An 18,097-nucleotide genomic window follows, 5' to 3' on the forward strand; every position below is an offset into this window, starting at 1 on the left:
TTTAAGCACATCGTTAATAAAAACTTAAAGTAACTTATATCACTTATAGGGTTTAAAAACAATTAAATTAGAAAAAATGAAAAAAGTTGTTGTTTTTATTTTGTTGATTTTTAGTTATATATCTAATGCTAATGTGAGAATGCCTTTAATATTCTCGGACGGAATGGTACTTCAGCGCAACAAAGAAATTCCGATTTGGGGGTTTGCCGATGCCAATGAAAGTATAGAAATTCATTTCAACAAACAAATTAAGAAAACACAAGCCGATAAAAACGGAAAATGGACGGTAAATCTAAGTGCTGAAAAAGCCGGAGGCCCATTTGAATTAATCATTATTGGAAAAAATAAAATTACAATCAAAAATGTTTTGGTTGGCGAAGTCTGGATTTGCAGCGGACAATCGAATATGGAATTTCAGGTTATAAAAACCATGAATGCCGAAAAAGAAATTGCCGATTCTAATTATCCAATGATTCGTCATTTTGGTGTTGCTCAAGATTTAAGCGGTACTCCAAAAGACGATTTGAAACAAGGAAAATGGGAAGTTTCAAGCAAAGAAACCGTTGGTAATTTTACGGCAGTAGGTTATTATTTCGCCAAAAAACTATATTCAGAATTAAAAATTCCAATTGGAATCATTAATACTTCTTGGGGCGGTACCAATGTAGAAACCTGGACAAGCCGTGAAGCATTTCAAAACAGTCCAGAATTTAAAGCAATGATTGCCGATGTTCCAGTTGTAGATATTGATTCGGTTTTTGAAATTTATAAAAAATCGGTTTTAGACAATCTGAAAAAAGTACAAGGTTTTGATGTTTCCATGGAAAATGAAACTCAATTTAAAGACCCAAATTTTCAGGATAAAAATTGGCCGGAAATAAAAGTGCCTTCACTTTGGGAAAATCAGCAGATTGGAAACATTGATGGAATTGTCTGGATGCGAAAAACAATTGTTTTAACGGCAGAACAAGCAAAAAAAGAAGCAATATTACATTTAGCAAAAGTAGATGACGAAGATAAAACCTATGTAAACGGAGTTGAAGTAGGAACTAATAATCTTTGGGACAAACTAAGGGTTTATAAAATCCCTGCCAATGTTTTAAAAGAAGGAACCAATGTAATCGCTGTTCGAATTACAGATTATAGCGGTGGCGGCGGTATCTACGGCGACCCAACCGATTTAAAAATTGATTTTAAAGGCTCAAATTTTCCGCTTGACGGACTTTGGAAATTCAATGTCATTCAGGTAAAAATTGCCATTTCACCAAATAGTTATCCATCCTTATTATACAACGCAATGGTAAATCCGTTAGTTCCGTATGCTATGCAAGGTGTTTTATGGTATCAAGGTGAAGCCAATGTTTGGAGAGCAAAAGAATACAAAAAGTCTTTCCCGTTAATGATTAACGATTGGAGAACCAAATTCAAACAAGGTAATTTTCCATTTTATTTTGTTCAATTATCAACTTTTGATGAATTTGGAGGCAACAGTCAAAAAGGAAGCCGATGGGCAGAACTTCGCGAAGCACAATCTGAAACGCTTAAACTTCCAAATACAGGAATGGCAGTTACAACCGATATCGGAAACGCAAAAGACATTCACCCAACTAACAAACAAGATATTGGACTGCGTTTAGCGGCAATTGCAATGAATGATCTTTACGGAAAAAAGCAAGTTCACAGCGGTCCAACTTACAAATCGCAGGAGATAAAAGGAAACCAAATTATCCTTACTTTCGATAATACAGGAAGCGGATTATCAACGCTAAATAACAATGAACTTAAAGGATTTGAAATCGCTGGTTCAGACAAAGTTTTCCATGCAGCGAAAGCGATAATTAAAGACAATAAGATAATTGTTTCAAGTGAGAAAGTTCTAAATCCTGTTGCAGTTCATTACGGCTGGGCAGATGACGATACGACAATCAATCTTTTCAATAAAGAAAAATTTCCTGCATCGCCATTTAGAACCGACAATTGGGAAATGATTACGGCGAATGAGAAGTATAGTGTGAGTAAGTAGTTTTTTAGTGATTAGTGATTAGTTGTTATTGATCTAGTCCTTAGTAATTAGTCCCTAGTAATTAGTACTTAGTGCCTAGTGATTAGTTAAAAGGAATGACAATCTATTTTACATTTATATAAAAACTTTTACATCTGTATGACATGTTCCATCGGAACATTTCATCGGTAGAAAAATAAACATCTGATTTTCTATCCTAACAGGTTTTTAAAACCTGATAGGTATTAGATAGATTTTATTAGTTTTAGATATTCAATAAATACCTAAGAGGTTTTAGAAACCTGTTAGTATAAGATAACCAGATATGATTAAAAAAACATTTTTCATTTTACTTCTTACCTCTTACTATACAAACATTTCGGCGCAATCGAAACATGTTTTATCGTACAAGCAACCCGCAGAATTCTTTGAAGAAAGCTTGGTTTTAGGAAATGGTAAAATGGGGGCAACTGTATTTGGGGGTGCAAATTCAGATAAAATTTATTTGAATGATATTACACTTTGGTCAGGAGAACCGGTAAACGCTAAGATGAATCCAGAGGCTTACAAAAACATTCCGGCAATTCGGGAAGCATTAAAAAATGAAAATTACAAACTAGCCGAAGAACTAAATAAAAAAATTCAGGGTAAAAACTCCGAATCTTATGCGCCTTTGAGAACATTAGAAATCAATAATTACGAAAAAGGAAAAGCCGTTAATTATTATCGGGAATTGGATATTTCAAATGCAGTATCAAAAGTAAGCTACGAAATGGCCGGCATAAAATATACCCGCGAATATTTTGTTTCAGCGCCAGATCAAATTATGGTAATCAAATTAACAGCCGATCAAAAAGGCGCTTTAAATTTTGATATCAATTCAAAAAGCCTTTTAAAGTCAAATGTTGAAGTTAGAAACAATATTTTGGTTATGACAGGTGCTGCGCCGATTCATGAAAATGCTGGATATCCAGTTGTGCCAAAATATCTGGACATAAAAGAAAGAGGAACAAGATTTACCACTTTAGTCCAAATCAAAAAAACAGACGGAAAGATTACAAGTTCGAGAGAATCGTTATCTTTAAAAGAGGCTACAGAAGCTATTATTTATGTTTCAGTTGCCACAAGTTTTAATGGTTTCGACAAAAATCCAGCAACAGAAGGTTTAGATGATGTGTCAATTGCTTTACAGAATTTGAACAAGGCATTTGCAAAACCATTCGATAAACTAAAAGAAAATCACATTGCAGATTATCAAAAATATTTTAATCGTGTCAATTTAGATTTAGGAAAAACAACTGCTCCAGATCTGCCGACAGACGAGCGTTTACTACGTTATGCTGACGGAAAGGAAGATAAAAATCTGGAAATTTTATATTTCAATTACGGTCGTTATTTATTAATTAGTTCTTCAAGAACTTTGGGTGTTCCTGCAAATTTACAAGGACTTTGGAATCCGCATTTAAATCCGCCTTGGAGTAGTAATTACACGATGAATATCAATCTGGAAGAGAATTATTGGCTGGCAGAAAACACCAATCTTTCAGAAATGCATACTTCGCTTTTAAGCTTTATAAAAAATCTTTCGGTAACAGGAAAAGTTACGGCAAAGACTTTTTATGGCGTAAACGAAGGATGGGCGGCCGCACACAATTCAGATATTTGGGCAATGACCAATCCGGTGGGACAATTTGGAAAAGAAGATCCAATGTGGGCTTGCTGGCCATTGGCAGGCGCTTGGCTGAGTACGCACATCTGGGAACATTACGTTTTTACGCAGGACAGAGAATATTTGAAAAAAGAAGGATATCCGTTGATGAAGGGCGCAGCTGAATTTTGTTTGGGCTGGCTGGTAACGGATAAAAATGGAAATCTAATTACATCGCCGTCAACTTCACCAGAAAACCAATACAAACTGGCAGATGGCTTTGTTGGTGCTACTCTATATGGAGGAACTGCCGATTTAGCAATGATTCGTGAATGTTTTGATAAAACCATAAAAGCTTCAAAAGAACTGAATGTTGATGCTGATTTCAGAAAAAAACTTGAAACAGTACTTTCAAAATTATATCCGTATCAAATTGGTAAAAAAGGAAATTTGCAGGAATGGTATTTTGATTGGGAAGATAACGACCCGAAACATCGTCATCAATCGCAATTATTTGGACTTTTTCCAGGTGATCATATTACGCCATTAAAAACTCCTGATCTGGCTGAGGCTTCGAGAAAAACTTTAGAAATAAAAGGAGATGAAACAACCGGCTGGTCAAAAGGCTGGAGAATAAATCTTTGGGCAAGACTTTGGGACGGAAACCGCGCTTATAAAATGTTCCGTGAATTATTGCGTTACGTTGATCCTGACGGCAAAAAAACAGAAAAACCAAGAAGAGGAGGAGGAACGTATCCGAATTTATTCGACGCGCATCCGCCATTTCAAATTGATGGTAATTTTGGAGGCGCAGCAGCAGTTGCTGAAATGCTTGTTCAATCAAACGAAAACGAAATTCGATTACTTCCCGCTTTACCTGATGCTTGGGAAACTGGATCAGTAAAAGGAATCTGCGCCCGTGGCGGATTTGAAATTGAAATGAATTGGGAAAATAAAATGCTTAAAAAAGTGACAGTTTCATCTAAAATAGGAGGGAAAACGACTTTTATTTCTGGCGATAAAAAACAAAATATCACCTTGAAAAAAGGAGAAAAACTAGAAGTGAACTGGTAAAATAGTTCTAAACGTAATCTTTGTCAAACCCGACATGTTTTTAAAACCTTTCGGGTTTGCTTCTATAAATAAACTTCGGAGAAATATTTATAGAAAATAATATGCGTTCATAATAATAGAGCTCCAGAGGAGCGACATGTAAAAGCTTCGCTATTTAGATATATTTCGCTCCTTCGGAGCTCTTTTACATGCGCTTGATTTCATTTCTATTTTGCACCGCTGGGGCATTATAGAATATGTATAAAAAACAAACTTGACAGGTTTTTACAACCTGTTGGATTTCGTTTTAAAGGCGTTTATTGGAATTTTGGGAATTGAATTGTTGGATTTTAAGCTCCATCGGAGCGGTACATTATATATTTCACCCCGCTGGGGTTTTATGATGGTACATTTATAAATTTTCTATAAATATTTCGTCCCGATGGGACTTTCTTTTAAAATACTATTTATTCTTTCTCATTAATTTCATTTGACTTCTCTTCAGAACTTTTAACATGTTCGTCCTTAAAAGTTTCATACCATTTCTCAATTGAAGGATATACAAAAGCCGCTACTTTTTTTATCGGATTGTAAAAATAATATTTATCGAGAGTTTCTTTTTTTGCAAAAGTTTCATTGAAGTTTATTTTCTCAAAAAGAGCAATAAAAATACTCATAATCAGGATCGTTTTTAATATTCTAAAGAAACCTCCGCCCAGTTTATTGGCCCATCCTAAAAAAGCGAAATCGGCAATTCCAGTAAGGATTTTGGCTAAAAAGTAAACTCCAATTACAACTAAAATAAAAGTCAGGATAAAAGCAGTAACTTGTATAGTATTCGGATTCCATGATACATGTTTACTGATCATTTCTTTCATTATAGAAGAAAATTTTATCGCAAGATAAATTCCTAACAACAGCGAAACAAAAGAAGCAACTTCTACAAAAAGTCCGTTTTTAATTCCTTTATATAAACTAAAAGCTAAAAGTGCGGCCACAATTATATCAAAAAAACTCATGATTTTGGTGTATTAAATAAAGGCGCAAATATATAGTTTTTTTAAGTTCAAAGGCTCTTATCGGCAAAGGTTCAAAGGTTTTTTTGAAGTTCTCTTTTCTATGAGTTTAATTTTTTTAGGCACATTGAATTTGAACTATGTATCTTTGCAAATCAAAATTTAGAGTTTAGATTGTGATTCTGCCCCTCAGAATTAAATTTTTAGCCCGCAATCTAAAACCTGCCATCAAAAATCATTAATTAAAATGTCCAGAGATACACAACTAAAAGAGCGATGGGAAAAACTCGTCGAGATATTATCTAATCAGTTTTCGCAAGGGGAAGATTTAGATTTAGATGCCATAATTTACTTAATTGGAGTTCAGGAACTCGGAAAAGTGCACCGTGAATTCAAAAAAGATGAAAAATTAAACTTAATGCATATTGCAATTTGTAGATTATTAGAGCCTTACGGGTTTTATGAATTTGATTTTTTTGATGCAGAAGGATGGCCGCATTATAAAGTAAAAGAAGAATTACCACCACTAAAAGCTGGAGAACAATCTGTTTTAATGAAAGAAGCGATTGTGAATTATTTTTTAGAACGAGAATTGATTGAGTAGTTTTTAGTTTTCAGTAGCAGTCCCAGTTTAGAGCTGATTGAAGTGAAAACTGAAAACTGTGACTGTGACTGTATAATTTCAACTAAAAACACTAAATTTGTATCTCAATTATTGAAGGAAAATGATAGATAAGATAAAACAACATATAGAGGAAGCCAAAGCCTTTAATGATAAAAACAAAGAATCTTTAGAACAATTCCGTATTAAATATTTAGGTAGTAAAGGTTTATTGAAGGAACTTTTTACTGAATTTAAAAATATTCCAAACGATCAAAAAAAGGATTTTGGACAAGTTATAAATACTTTAAAAGCGGTTGCTGAAGAGAAAGTAAGAGTTATTCAGGAAGAACTTGAAAGTAAAGAAGAATCTAAAGGCATTTTCGGCGATTTAACTCGTGCAGCAGAACCAGTAATTATTGGTTCTCGCCATCCAATTTCGATTGTTAAAAATCAAATTATAGATATTTTTGCTAATATCGGATTCAACGTTTCTGAAGGTCCAGAAATCGAAGACGATTGGCATAACTTTACAGCATTAAACTTACCAGAATACCACCCGGCGAGAGATATGCAGGATACATTTTTCATTCAGACAAACCCAGATGTTTTATTGCGTACGCATACATCATCTGTTCAGGTGCGTTATATGGAAAATCACAAACCGCCAATTCGTACGATTTCACCAGGACGTGTTTTCCGTAATGAAGCTATTTCGTCACGTTCTCACTGTATTTTCCACCAGGTTGAAGGATTGTACATTGACAAAGATGTTTCTTTTGCCGATTTGAAGCAGACATTATTGTATTTCACTAAAGAAATGTTCGGAAAATCTAAGATTCGTCTTCGTCCGTCTTATTTCCCATTTACAGAGCCAAGTGCTGAAATTGATATTTATTGGGGACTAAAAACAGAAACCGATTACCGTATTACAAAAGGAACTGGCTGGCTAGAAATTGGAGGATGCGGAATGGTTGATCCAAACGTTCTTAAAAACTGTGATATCAATCCTGATGAATTCAACGGTTTCGCTTTCGGAATGGGAGTAGAGCGTATCGCAATGCTTTTATACCAAATTGGCGATATCCGTATGTTCTATGAAAACGATGTTCGTTTCTTAGAGCAGTTTAAATCAAATATATAATTTAAGTTAGAAAGTCATAAAGTCGAAAGTCAAAAGTCTCATAGTTATGGCTTTTGACTTTCGACTTTATGACTTTCGACTTTCAAACTTTTGACTCATATGAAAAAAGATATAGTAATTCCAGAAGTAGAAAACGTATTCCTTGCCGCTGTGCAGGAATGGAGCGATGACTTTATGGAAAAAGTATGGTATGCTTATTTAGTTAATGACAGTGACTTTAATTTAGACAGCGTAATGGTCGTTTCAAAAGCTTTTGGAACTATCGACGGCGAAATGAAAAAAACTTCGATTCTGCGTCATGCTTTTGTTGAGGTTCCCGCAGTTTCTGTTGTAAAAATAGAAATGATTGAGAAAAGTCTTTTGGTTATGAATAACGAATTTATGGTGACTTTCTTTATCGGAAATACTTTATACGATAAGAAATTCATCTTCAAATCTAATTCGCTTGACGAAAATAAAACGGAAGAAGTGCCGATTTTGTTTGTTGAAGGGGTGATGGTGAAGTAAAGAAAATAGAGAAAAGAATAAAGAAAATAGACTCTACAAAATAGTAAAAGAAAAGAGCCAAGACTATATTATTTAGATCTTGGATCTTTTTTTATAATCGACAAAAGTCTATATCTATTCTCTTTATTCTATATTCTTTTCTCTTAATCCAACGACTCGGTCAGTTTCTTAAATACTGCCTTAGCGTCTTTTCCTTCGTATAAAACAGCATAAACAGCATCGATAATTGGTGTTTTTGCTCCGTATCCTTGATTTAATTTATAAGCACTTTTTGTAGCATAATAACCTTCGGCAACCATGCTCATTTCCATCATGGCGCTTTTTACGGTATATCCTTTTCCAATCATATTTCCGAACATTCTATTTCTTGAGAAAACAGAATATCCTGTAACCAATAAATCGCCTAAATAAGCTGAGTCATTGATGTTACGTTTCATTTTATGAACTTTTCTAATGAATTTCTTCATTTCGCGGATTCCGTTACTCATCATAACCGATTGGAAATTATCTCCATAACCTAATCCGTGTGCAATTCCGGCAGCTATTGCGTAGATGTTTTTCAACATGGCAGCATATTCAGTACCAATAATATCGTCTGAAATTTTAGCTTTAATGTAATTTCCAGAAAGAGATTTTGCTACGATACAGGCTTTTTCAGGATCACCACATGCGATTGTTAAGTAAGAAAGTCTTTCAAGAGCTACTTCTTCGGCGTGGCAAGGACCTGTAATAACTCCAATGTTGTAGTAAGGAATGTCGTACTGAATGTGAAAATGTTCGCCAACAATTAAACTTGTCTCAGGAACGATACCTTTAATAGCCGAAAAAATAATTTTATCAGCTAACGAAACGGTCATGTTTTTTAATTCGGCATCTAAAAAAGCGGAAGGAATCGCAAAAATAATATAATCTGCGTATTCAATTGCTTCGTTTATATTGTTGGTTAATTTAAGCTTGTTAGTATCAAATTCAACAGAACTTAAATAATTTGGATTGTGTTTGTATTTCTGAATATGTTCAATGGCAGAGTCATTGCGCATATACCAGGCAATTTCTGAAAGATTAACGCATAACATTTTTGCAATTGCCGTTGCCCAGCTCCCTCCTCCAATTACTGCAAATTTTAATTTTTCGCTCATTATTTTAATAATTTAAAACAAAAGTACTTAATAATGTGCTAATAAAGCAATGTCTAATTTAAGAATTTTGTCAAAGACATTTGGGTTTATTTTCATTTAAATTAAAAGCAGCTGAATTTCAGAAGATATTTTAGTTTTAAAAACTCAATTAATGCAAAAAATAGTATTTTTAAGAAGTTTCTTTCAATTATGATATATTAATTTTTGACCTCTAAAATCTTTTTTGGAAGGTAAAGTCTTAGGAGAAAAAAAGAATGTAATCTTTAAGGGTATTAGAAAAGAGATTGAAAGAATGAATAAAATACTGGAAAAGAAAATGAACGAAAGCTTTAAATAATAACGAGTTTGCTACAATGATTTAATATATCAATAAAATATTTTTCTCCCTACACAATAAAATATAAAACTTTGCGTTTGAACTCTTTATAAATTAGAATTTTAATGAATTTGAAAAAAATTGAGTTAGTTAGTTTTGTTTTAGTATTTTGAAAAGGCGTTCCTAAATTTTTTAAGAACGCCTTTTTTGTGAAATTCCAATTTTTCTAAGCTCCAAATTCCAAAGTTTGAAATTTAAATCTCAATATTCCAAATTCCAAATTCCAATTTCAAATAAAAATTCCAAATCCCAATACTTACGTGTGCAATTGGAATTTGGAATTTAATTCCGAGGCTTCGTGATTGGAATTTTATTTTATTTAGTAGCTCATTTCAACAATAGATTTCACTTTATCTAAAGTTACCAATTGATTTTCACCAAGACCTTTCCAACCTCTTTCGTCAAAACGATTTACGATGAAATCTGCTGTGTTGCCGTAATCTTCTGTGTATTGTGAAAGTTTAGTATCCATTCCCATTGTATGGAAAAATTCAACCGTTTTATTGATTGCTTCTTTAGCCACTTCTTCATCAGAACCAGAAAGATTAAAAATACGTCTTCCGTATTGGGCTAATTTTGCTTTTTTAGTTTCAAACATTACATTGTATAAACTTGGTCCAATAATCGCCAAAGTTCTCGCATGATCGATTCCGTAAAGCGCTGTTAATTCGTGGCCAATCATGTGAGTTGCCCAATCGCTTGGAACACCTTTCTGAATTAATCCGTTTAACGCCATTGTACAGCTCCACATAAAATTGGAAGCCAAAGTATAATCGGTTGGATTTTTTACAACGCCTGGACCAACTTCAATTAAGGTTTGAAGAATTCCCTCTGCAATTCTATCTTGTAAAAATGCATCAGTTGGATACGTTAAATATTGTTCCATAACATGTGTGTAAGCATCTACAACACCATTTTCAAGTTGTCTTTTTGGTAAAGATGCAATTACTGCAGGGTCACAGATAGAGAATTGTGGAAACAAAGCACTTCCGCCAGAAGATAATTTTTCCTGAGTAGCTTCAATTGTTACTACGTATCCAGAATTCATTTCACTTCCCGTTGCTGGAAGTGTCAAAACGGTACCAAAAGGCATCGCATTCTCTTTAATCAGAATACGTTTCTGTAAGATATCAATCGGATTTCCGTCAAAATTTACGGCTGCCGAAATAAATTTCACACCATCAATTACAGATCCTCCGCCCACGGCAAGAATGAAATTAATTTTTTCATTTTTGATAACATCAACTGCTTTCATCAAAGTTTCAAAATGTGGATTTGGTTCTATGCCGCCAAATTCTACAATTTCAAAACCTTTTAAGTTCGCAATTACCTGATCGTAGATTCCGTTTTTAAAAATACTTCCGCCGCCGTAAGCCAAAAGAATTTTAGCATCTTTTGGAACTAAAGTCGAAAGTTTTTCAATTTGTCCTTTTCCGAAGATTAAATTCGTCGGATTATATAATTCAAAGTTTAGCATTTTTTTATTTTTAAGGTTCTGAGCCACTAAGGCACTAAGTCGCTAAGTTTTTTAAAAGGCATTTACCTTAGAACCTTAGCATCTTGCTTTTTATTTCAATTTTTCTAGTAATTTTCCAGCCACCAATTTAGATGAAGCTGGGTTTTGACCCGTAATCAATAGACCATCTTCTACAGAATAAGGCTGCCAATCTGGTCCTTTTGAGAATTTTGCTCCATTTTGAGTTAAAGCATCTTCTAATAAAAACGGAACAACTTTTGTCAAGCCTACACCTTCTTCTTCAGAATTTGTAAAACCAGTCACTTTTTTGTCCTTTACTAAATATTCACCATTTACCTTTACATTTTTCAAAACTGCAGGAGCATGGCAAACAAAAGCAACTGGTTTTTTATTAGTGTAAAAAGCTTCAATTAGAGCGATTGAATTCTTGTCTTCCACTAAATCCCAAAGCGGACCGTGGCCTCCTGGGTAAAAAACGGCATCATAATCTTTCTGGTTAATTGTAGAAAGCTTGTGAGTATTTTTTAATTTTTCCTGTAAAACTTTATCTGCGTCAAAACGTTTGGTATCTTCAGTTGCAGATGCCGGATCTGCACTTTTTGGATCAATTGGCGGTTGTCCTCCAAGTGGAGTAGCAATAGTAATCTCGACTCCCTGATCTAATAATTCATAATATGGTGCAGCAAATTCTTCTGACCAAAATCCTGTTTTTTCTCCTGTGTTACCCAGTTTATCGTTACTGGTTACAACAAATAATACTTTTTTCATACTTTTTTTATTTGATTTTTGAGCCACAGCAGAAATGCTTGAAGCTGTAAATGCAATTATTGCGAGTAATGCTATTTTCTTCATTAGATTAAATTTTAAACAAATTTACAGCATATGTGATATCAGTAAAAATAAAATAAACTATGTTTGTTATAAATAAATTTATGTCATGGTAAATCTAGAATGGTACAGAACATTTAAGGCAGTTTATAAAAACGGTAATTTTTCGGTAGCGGCAAAAGAGTTATTTATGAGCCAGCCTGCCGTTAGTCAGCAAATTTCTATGCTCGAAGCGCATGTTGGAAATAAATTATTTAATAGGAAATCTAAAGGCGTTGAACCAACCGAGTACGCTAAGTTACTGAATAATTTGATTATAGATGCGCTGGATCGGCTAGAAAGTGTCGAGGCAGGTTTCAGGGCAAAAGCGGAAGACGCCAATAGATTAATTTCAGTTGGAATTTCAAAACATCTTTTCCATTGCGTTGGCGATCTTTTGATTTCTAAGTTTGATTTGATCGATTTTACTTTCGCAGAAAACGATGAACTATTTGCATTAGTAGATGCTAAAAAACTTGATTTCGCCATCACGACAAAAAGGTTCGATACTTTTGATACCACTTATGAAATTGTTGGAAAAATAAAACTGATAATGGTGGCGCCAACACGTTTAGACATAACAGATTTTCGTCAAAAATTAAAAGCAGACAATTTTACTGAAATAGAACAATGGCTCAACGGACAAAAATGGTACAGTCATGATGCTCGAATTCCGCACATAAAATTATTCTGGCTTCATGCTTTCAATAAAAAAAGACCTTCAATGGTTCCCAATTATATTATTCCTTCAGAATCTGAAATGCTAAAACTTTTATCCAAAAATGATGGAGTGGCCGTAACTTGGAATTGTAATGCGAGGAAATTAATAAAAGAAAATAAACTGCAGCTGGTGTGGAATAGTTTTCACGTTCCAGAAGAATTTGTGTATTTGTTAGCGCCAAAAAATAATAACTTAAATTCGTTTTTTGACATAATTGCTAAGGAACTGAAGTTGTTTTTTGGAAATAGGTTATGATTTTAATCATTTGTTTCTGTAGGATAAAAGAGTAATTTTGATAAATGAACCACTAAAATTTTCAAAAATGAAAAAGATTGCAAAAGTGTTAATGCTTATCGCAGCTGTACTTATAAGTAATTCGTGCAGTAAACATGATGACGAAGTGATAATAGATTGTCTAGCAGAATCATTTTTTGTTAAATTACATAATTCAACAGATGCTGCTAATCCGAAATTAATGAACTATTCAGTTGAGTATTCAGGAACTGGAACTTTAGTTGGAGTGAAATGGACATTTGGTGATGGAACTACGGGAACTGGTGCAGTGGTAACACATACTTACGCGACAGCTGGTACATATGAAGCTAAGGCTGAAGTTACGGTTAAAAAAGATGGTGCAGAATGTACTTCTGTTCCTAAAAGAACTGTGACTGTTAACTAGAAAAAATTAAAAGATATTGATGAGAGTCAATTTTATAATCTAATGCAAAAGCATAAATTATAAAATTGACTCTCATTCGTTATATTTGTTTGATATGATTTAGGATTATGGAAAAATTACAAAATATTAGAATTGCTGTCGATGCGATTGTTTTTGGATATAAAAACAACGATTTATACGTGTTATTGATAGAACAGCAATTTGGCACTTCAGAAAAATATTGGGCTCTACCTGGCGGCTTAGTTGAGGATTCAGAATCACTAAGCGATGCAGTAATTCGCGAACTGCATGAAGAAACAAACGTGCAGCTGACTTTTATGGAGCAGTTGTATACTTTTGGAGATGACATTTATAGAGATTCCAGAAATCGTGTTATTTCGGTTGCTTATTATGCTTTGGTTGATGCTTCAAACTTAGACATCAAAGCGAGTACAGATGCCGAAAGAGTGCAATGGTTTAAAATTGATGAAATCCCGTCTTTGGCATTCGATCATAATTTGATACTCGAAAAAGCCATTACAAGGCTAAAAGCAAAACTGACTTACGAACCAATTGGTTTCGATTTACTTCCTGAAGAATTCTTGTTTTCAGATCTGGAAAATCTTTATTGCACTATTCTAGAAAAAGAAATTGACCGACGAAACTTTAGAAAAAAAATACTCAGCTACGGTATTTTAGAACAAACAGAAAATTTTTCTCCAATTAAAACAGGTCGTCCAGCCAAGTTATTTAAGTTTAATAAACTAAAATACAACGAATTAATAAAAGAAGATTTTCACTTCGAAATAAAGTTTGCGTAATTTTTACACAAAATAAATTGTTTATTTAAAATTTAATTCTACATTTGCGTATAATTAACGCAAACTACAAAACTATGATACTAAATCTCGACCCAAAATTCGCTCCTTTTCAAAATCAGGAAGAAATCAAATTTCAAAGTTTCACTTTCTCTGGAGGAGAACCACACATCAAAATCAGCCCAGATTTTGATGCTAATCGAAAAATAACAATTACGCACCGATTAAATTCTTTCAATGATTTAGGATTATTGTGTGTTACAGTTGATGCGCTTCGCAGAATGGACGTTAAAATTATCGATCTATTTATTCCGTATTTCCCGGCTGCAAGACAAGACCGTGTTATGATTCCTGGCGAACCTTTATCTGTAAAAGTATATGCAGATATTATAAATGCCTTGCAGTTAAATAAAGTTTTTGTTTTTGATGCGCATTCAGAAGTGACTCCAGCTTTACTAAATAATTCTACAGTAATTCCAAACTATACTTTTATCAAAGAAGTTTTAAAAAGAATTGGCGAAAACGTAAAATTGATTTCTCCAGACGGAGGTGCTTTAAAGAAAATCTATAAAGTTTCTGAATTTTTAGGCGGTGTTGAAGTTGTAGAATGCAGTAAAAGCCGTGACGTAAAAACAGGAAGATTATCTGGATTTAAAGTATATGAAGATGATCTAAACGGAATGGACTGCTTAATTGTAGATGATATTTGCGACGGTGGCGGCACTTTTGTCGGTTTAGCCGAAGAATTGAAAAAGAAAAATGCCGGAAGATTATATTTGGCAGTAAGCCACGGAATTTTTAATAAAGGGTTTGAAGTTTTAAACTGCTTTGACGGCATTTTTACGACGAATTCTTTTAAAGACTTTGAAGGCGAAAATGTTACGGTAATCGGACTAGATACTTTAGTTTAAAAGTTTAAAGTTTCAGGTTTCACGTTATCCGAAGTAACCTAAAAAATGCTATTAACCGTTTCAAGTTTAAACCACATTTCAAATCAAGTTCACAACTTGAAACCTGAAACCTGAAACAAAAAAATAAAATTATGAACGATTTAAAACCAAGATTTATTGAGTCTTTAAAAAGAAACAATGATCAGATAAGAGAGGATAGAGCCAAAACTATTGGCGAAGATTCTGAATTAATATACAGACGGCGAGTTGAGGATATTGAATTAAAAATAAAAAGACTCGAAAGAGAACAAGAAGGACTTATCGATATTAGTCCGCTGGATAAAAACAGTTTAACCTTTGCCGATTTTCAGCCAGAAGCTTTTGTGCAAAAAGATATGGAGCTTTCGCTGACCATCAGAAATTTAAATATCCAGTTTGAAGTAACAAAAAAGAGATTTGAGTATTTATTTGGTAAAACATTTTAGTCATGGGAGGTACAAGATATGATTTCGGTGCTCGCGAAAGCAGAGCAAAAAAAGTAGGCTATGCTAGTAAATCGGCTGGCGAGATTTTTACACAGAATGCGTTACGAATGGCGCATGAATCAATGAATCCAAAAGGAGTGATTTTCAGAGAAGCGAGAGATTCAGACGTTCATCCAAACACAGTTCCAATTATTTTAGGACTAGACGTTACGGGAAGTATGGGACATATTCCACACGAACTGATCAAAGAAGGACTTCCAAAATTAATGGGAGGAATTATTCAGGGAGGTGTTCCAGATCCGGCACTTTTGTTTTTAGGAATCGGCGATCACGAATGCGACAGATATCCATTGCAGGTTGGACAATTTGAATCTGGAGATGAAGAACTAGACATGTGGTTAACGAGAACCTATATCGAAGGCGGTGGTGGAGGAAACGCCGGAGAAAGTTATTTGTTAGCATGGTATTTTGCTGCATTTCATACTAAAACTGATGCTTTCGAAAAAAGAGGTCAAAAAGGACTGCTGTTTACAGTTGGCGATGAACCTGGTTTAAAAATACTTCCTGCATCGGCAATAAAAGAAATTATGGGTCAAGGACAACAGACTTATACACATCTTGAATTGTTGGCAGAAGCGCAAAAAAAATACGATGTATATCATATTAGTGTTTTGCATTCCGGACAAGCGATAAATGCTGATGTCGAATGGAAAGAATTGTTAGGACAAAATTGTCTTTCAATTGAAGATCATAGAGAAATTCCAAACGTAATCAAGAAAATAATCTGCGATAAACATAAAAGTTCTGTTTCAGGAACAATACCAGTTTCTGATACAACAAGTACAGGTTTAGATAATATAGAAATGCTTTAAAAGTTTTGGGACTTCGCCAGATTAAAAAGAAATTTTTTTTCTCAACGACGAGAAATTTGCTCGCAAAGACGCGGAGGCGCAAAGATTTTTTACCAAATGATAAAGTTTAAAATAGAACTTAAAAAGAGTTGCTGACAAAAAAACTTTGCGATTTAGCGACTTTGCGAGATTAATAATAACAACAAATGAAAATAGCTCAAATAGTTATAGGTTTAGGATTTGGTGATGAAGGAAAAGGAATAACAACAGATTTTCTGGCAAAACAAAATCCTGAATCTATAGTTATTCGCTTTTCTGGAGGACAGCAGGCTGCGCATACGGTTGTGATTGATGATAGAAAACACGTTCATTCCAGCTTTGCCAGCGGTGCGCTTCGTGGTCTTCCGTCTTACTACAGCGAACACTGCACGATTCATCCGCTTTTTCTGTTTAATGAAAGAGAAGAATTAAAAGAAAAAAATGCTAATCTCGATCTGTATATTCATCCATTGGCAAAAGTGACTACTCCGTTTGATGTTTGGCACAATAGAGGAAACGTGAGAAACATAGATCACGGAACCTGCGGAAAAGGCATTGGTTCAACCATGAAAAGGAACGAAGGGCCTTATAAATTATTTGCGATTGATTTGATAGCGCCCCGCGAAATGCTTTTAGAAAAACTAAACCAAATTGCTTATTACTACGGTTTTTTAAATGAACCAGACATCGATCAAGAAGTTCAGGATTATCTGGAAGCCGTAGATAAAATAAAATGGAATATTGTTGATTACAGTTTTCTTTCAAAATATACTAATTTAATTTTTGAAGGAAGTCAGGGAATTCTCCTCGATATGGATCATGGTGTTTTTCCGAATGTGACGTATGCAAATACCACTTCAAAAAATGCGATTGAAATTTGTAATAAACTAAAAATTGATGATATAGAAGTGTATTACGTAACCAGAAGTTACACAACAAGACACGGTCACGGCTGGATGCCAAATGAAGTTGAATTAAAATTAAAAAATAACGAAGAAGAAACCTGTGTTTTCAACGAATATCAAAAACAGCTGAGATTTGCAGATCTTGATTATGATTTGTTGAATTACGCTTTAAAATTAGACGCAGCTTATAGTCCAAATACAAAAAGAAATTTGGTTGTAACCTGTATGGATCAGTTAGAGAAAGACTATGAATTTGAAAATTTGACAACAGATTTCAATGCCATTTACGGATCATTTTCACCCGATTCTAAAGATTTTAAAGAGATTACTTCTTTGTTTCAATAACAGAAAAAATGAAATACAATATAGATAATATTAGTCAAGAAAATAAATTTTTGTTTTTCTGGGGACATCAGCCAAGTAATGACGGAACAATTACTAAAACCTGTTTTAGTCAATGGTGGTTAAGTTCTTTTGAAATTGATAAAGTGATCTACAAAACTGCAGAACACTGGATGATGGCGAAGAAAGCCGAATTGTTTAAGGACAATGAAATTTTAGCAAAAATCATTAAAGCTAATTCTCCTGCCGAAGCCAAAAAGTTAGGTCGCGAAGTGAAGAACTATAACGAAACGCTTTGGTTAGCCGCGAGATTTGAAATTGTGAAAGAAGGGAATTATCATAAGTTCAGTCAAAACGAAGAACTAAAAACTTTTTTACTAAATACAAAAGAGAGAGTTATAGTAGAAGCAAGTCCTGTAGATGCAATCTGGGGAATAGGTATGGCGGGCGATCACAAAGATGTTATGAACCCGCAGAAATGGAAAGGTTTGAATTTGCTAGGTTTTGCTTTGATGGAAGTTAGAGATGAATTGAAATAAAATTATATACAAACAGATG

General features: G+C 34.0%; 17 protein-coding genes. 13 read left to right on the forward strand and 4 right to left on the reverse strand.

What is annotated here, in order from left to right:
- Positions 1-76 precede the first annotated feature (76 nt).
- Both BSF42_RS14700 and BSF42_RS14705 read left to right on the forward strand, forming a co-directional pair.
- Positions 77-2,023, forward strand: a complete 1,947-nt coding sequence (locus BSF42_RS14700) for a sialate O-acetylesterase (protein WP_095953844.1) — start codon at positions 77-79, stop codon at positions 2,021-2,023.
- 304 nt (positions 2,024-2,327) lie between these two features.
- On the forward strand, positions 2,328-4,724 hold the full coding sequence (locus BSF42_RS14705) for a glycoside hydrolase N-terminal domain-containing protein (RefSeq protein WP_095953845.1): 2,397 nt from the start codon (positions 2,328-2,330) through the stop codon (positions 4,722-4,724).
- A 446-nt stretch (positions 4,725-5,170) separates the two neighbouring features.
- Here BSF42_RS14705 and BSF42_RS14710 read toward each other — a convergent pair whose 3' ends face one another.
- Positions 5,171-5,722: a CvpA family protein gene (locus tag BSF42_RS14710; RefSeq protein ID WP_095953846.1), complete on the reverse strand. Its 552-nt coding sequence runs from the start codon at positions 5,720-5,722 to the stop codon at positions 5,171-5,173.
- A gap of 244 nt (positions 5,723-5,966) precedes the next feature.
- Here BSF42_RS14710 and BSF42_RS14715 point away from each other — a divergent pair, with 244 nt between their 5' ends.
- The 3 genes from BSF42_RS14715 to BSF42_RS14725 all read left to right on the forward strand — a co-directional run bounded on the left by BSF42_RS14715 (position 5,967) and on the right by BSF42_RS14725 (position 7,971).
- Positions 5,967-6,323, forward strand: a complete 357-nt coding sequence (locus BSF42_RS14715) for a hypothetical protein (RefSeq protein ID WP_095953847.1) — start codon at positions 5,967-5,969, stop codon at positions 6,321-6,323.
- Between the two features lie 121 nt (positions 6,324-6,444).
- Complete coding sequence (locus tag BSF42_RS14720) at positions 6,445-7,464, forward strand: phenylalanine--tRNA ligase subunit alpha (protein WP_057115257.1); 1,020 nt, start codon at positions 6,445-6,447, stop codon at positions 7,462-7,464.
- A 99-nt stretch (positions 7,465-7,563) separates the two neighbouring features.
- A complete protein-coding gene (locus BSF42_RS14725) occupies positions 7,564-7,971 on the forward strand; it encodes a hypothetical protein (RefSeq protein WP_095953848.1) in 408 nt (135 codons plus the stop codon).
- A gap of 143 nt (positions 7,972-8,114) precedes the next feature.
- Here BSF42_RS14725 and BSF42_RS14730 read toward each other — a convergent pair whose 3' ends face one another.
- The 3 genes from BSF42_RS14730 to BSF42_RS14740 all read right to left on the reverse strand — a co-directional run bounded on the left by BSF42_RS14730 (position 8,115) and on the right by BSF42_RS14740 (position 11,815).
- Positions 8,115-9,110 carry an NAD(P)H-dependent glycerol-3-phosphate dehydrogenase gene (locus BSF42_RS14730; RefSeq protein ID WP_095953849.1) on the reverse strand — a complete coding sequence of 332 codons (996 nt, stop codon included), beginning with the start codon at positions 9,108-9,110 and terminating at the stop codon, positions 8,115-8,117.
- 695 nt (positions 9,111-9,805) lie between these two features.
- Positions 9,806-10,963 carry an iron-containing alcohol dehydrogenase gene (locus BSF42_RS14735; protein WP_095953996.1) on the reverse strand — a complete coding sequence of 386 codons (1,158 nt, stop codon included), beginning with the start codon at positions 10,961-10,963 and terminating at the stop codon, positions 9,806-9,808.
- A 90-nt stretch (positions 10,964-11,053) separates the two neighbouring features.
- A complete protein-coding gene (locus tag BSF42_RS14740; RefSeq protein WP_172426697.1) occupies positions 11,054-11,815 on the reverse strand; it encodes a type 1 glutamine amidotransferase domain-containing protein in 762 nt (253 codons plus the stop codon).
- 85 nt (positions 11,816-11,900) lie between these two features.
- Here BSF42_RS14740 and BSF42_RS14745 point away from each other — a divergent pair, with 85 nt between their 5' ends.
- From BSF42_RS14745 to BSF42_RS14780, 8 genes are all read left to right on the forward strand, one after another.
- On the forward strand, positions 11,901-12,806 hold the full coding sequence (locus tag BSF42_RS14745) for a LysR family transcriptional regulator (protein WP_095953850.1): 906 nt from the start codon (positions 11,901-11,903) through the stop codon (positions 12,804-12,806).
- A 67-nt stretch (positions 12,807-12,873) separates the two neighbouring features.
- Complete coding sequence (locus BSF42_RS14750) at positions 12,874-13,230, forward strand: PKD domain-containing protein (RefSeq protein WP_095953851.1); 357 nt, start codon at positions 12,874-12,876, stop codon at positions 13,228-13,230.
- Between the two features lie 107 nt (positions 13,231-13,337).
- Positions 13,338-14,030 carry an NUDIX domain-containing protein gene (locus BSF42_RS14755; RefSeq protein ID WP_095953852.1) on the forward strand — a complete coding sequence of 231 codons (693 nt, stop codon included), beginning with the start codon at positions 13,338-13,340 and terminating at the stop codon, positions 14,028-14,030.
- A 74-nt stretch (positions 14,031-14,104) separates the two neighbouring features.
- Positions 14,105-14,938 (forward strand): ribose-phosphate diphosphokinase, encoded by an 834-nt coding sequence (gene prs, locus BSF42_RS14760; RefSeq protein ID WP_095953853.1) that lies wholly within the window; start codon positions 14,105-14,107, stop codon positions 14,936-14,938.
- Between the two features lie 131 nt (positions 14,939-15,069).
- A complete protein-coding gene (locus BSF42_RS14765; protein ID WP_253251075.1) occupies positions 15,070-15,402 on the forward strand; it encodes a hypothetical protein in 333 nt (110 codons plus the stop codon).
- Positions 15,403-15,404: 2 nt separating this feature from the next.
- Positions 15,405-16,274, forward strand: a complete 870-nt coding sequence (locus tag BSF42_RS14770) for a hypothetical protein (RefSeq protein ID WP_095953855.1) — start codon at positions 15,405-15,407, stop codon at positions 16,272-16,274.
- A 185-nt stretch (positions 16,275-16,459) separates the two neighbouring features.
- The gene (locus tag BSF42_RS14775) at positions 16,460-17,542 is read left to right on the forward strand and encodes an adenylosuccinate synthetase (protein WP_095953856.1); all 1,083 of its coding nucleotides are present in this window, start codon (positions 16,460-16,462) and stop codon (positions 17,540-17,542) included.
- An 8-nt stretch (positions 17,543-17,550) separates the two neighbouring features.
- The gene (locus BSF42_RS14780; RefSeq protein ID WP_095953857.1) at positions 17,551-18,078 is read left to right on the forward strand and encodes an NADAR family protein; all 528 of its coding nucleotides are present in this window, start codon (positions 17,551-17,553) and stop codon (positions 18,076-18,078) included.
- Positions 18,079-18,097: the final 19 nt, after the last annotated feature.

The sequence above is a fragment of the Flavobacterium sp. ACN6 genome (genome assembly GCF_002304005.1).
Classification (GTDB): domain Bacteria; phylum Bacteroidota; class Bacteroidia; order Flavobacteriales; family Flavobacteriaceae; genus Flavobacterium.

Excerpts from the sequence above, each read along its gene's own strand:
- prs (WP_095953853.1), top strand. The coding sequence starts at position 14,105 with ATGATACTAAATCTCGACCCAAAATTCGCTCCTTTTCAAAATCAGGAA.
- BSF42_RS14710 (WP_095953846.1), bottom strand. The coding sequence starts at position 5,722 with ATGAGTTTTTTTGATATAATTGTGGCCGCACTTTTAGCTTTTAGTTTA.
- BSF42_RS14750 (WP_095953851.1), top strand. The coding sequence starts at position 12,874 with ATGAAAAAGATTGCAAAAGTGTTAATGCTTATCGCAGCTGTACTTATA.
- BSF42_RS14725 (WP_095953848.1), top strand. The coding sequence starts at position 7,564 with ATGAAAAAAGATATAGTAATTCCAGAAGTAGAAAACGTATTCCTTGCC.
- BSF42_RS14730 (WP_095953849.1), bottom strand. The coding sequence starts at position 9,110 with ATGAGCGAAAAATTAAAATTTGCAGTAATTGGAGGAGGGAGCTGGGCA.
- BSF42_RS14720 (WP_057115257.1), top strand. The coding sequence starts at position 6,445 with ATGATAGATAAGATAAAACAACATATAGAGGAAGCCAAAGCCTTTAAT.
- BSF42_RS14715 (WP_095953847.1), top strand. The coding sequence starts at position 5,967 with ATGTCCAGAGATACACAACTAAAAGAGCGATGGGAAAAACTCGTCGAG.
- BSF42_RS14740 (WP_172426697.1), bottom strand. The coding sequence starts at position 11,815 with ATGAAGAAAATAGCATTACTCGCAATAATTGCATTTACAGCTTCAAGC.
- BSF42_RS14745 (WP_095953850.1), top strand. The coding sequence starts at position 11,901 with ATGGTAAATCTAGAATGGTACAGAACATTTAAGGCAGTTTATAAAAAC.
- BSF42_RS14765 (WP_253251075.1), top strand. The coding sequence starts at position 15,070 with ATGAACGATTTAAAACCAAGATTTATTGAGTCTTTAAAAAGAAACAAT.
- BSF42_RS14775 (WP_095953856.1), top strand. The coding sequence starts at position 16,460 with ATGAAAATAGCTCAAATAGTTATAGGTTTAGGATTTGGTGATGAAGGA.
- BSF42_RS14700 (WP_095953844.1), top strand. The coding sequence starts at position 77 with ATGAAAAAAGTTGTTGTTTTTATTTTGTTGATTTTTAGTTATATATCT.
- BSF42_RS14770 (WP_095953855.1), top strand. The coding sequence starts at position 15,405 with ATGGGAGGTACAAGATATGATTTCGGTGCTCGCGAAAGCAGAGCAAAA.
- BSF42_RS14705 (WP_095953845.1), top strand. The coding sequence starts at position 2,328 with ATGATTAAAAAAACATTTTTCATTTTACTTCTTACCTCTTACTATACA.
- BSF42_RS14755 (WP_095953852.1), top strand. The coding sequence starts at position 13,338 with ATGGAAAAATTACAAAATATTAGAATTGCTGTCGATGCGATTGTTTTT.
- BSF42_RS14735 (WP_095953996.1), bottom strand. The coding sequence starts at position 10,963 with ATGCTAAACTTTGAATTATATAATCCGACGAATTTAATCTTCGGAAAA.
- BSF42_RS14780 (WP_095953857.1), top strand. The coding sequence starts at position 17,551 with ATGAAATACAATATAGATAATATTAGTCAAGAAAATAAATTTTTGTTT.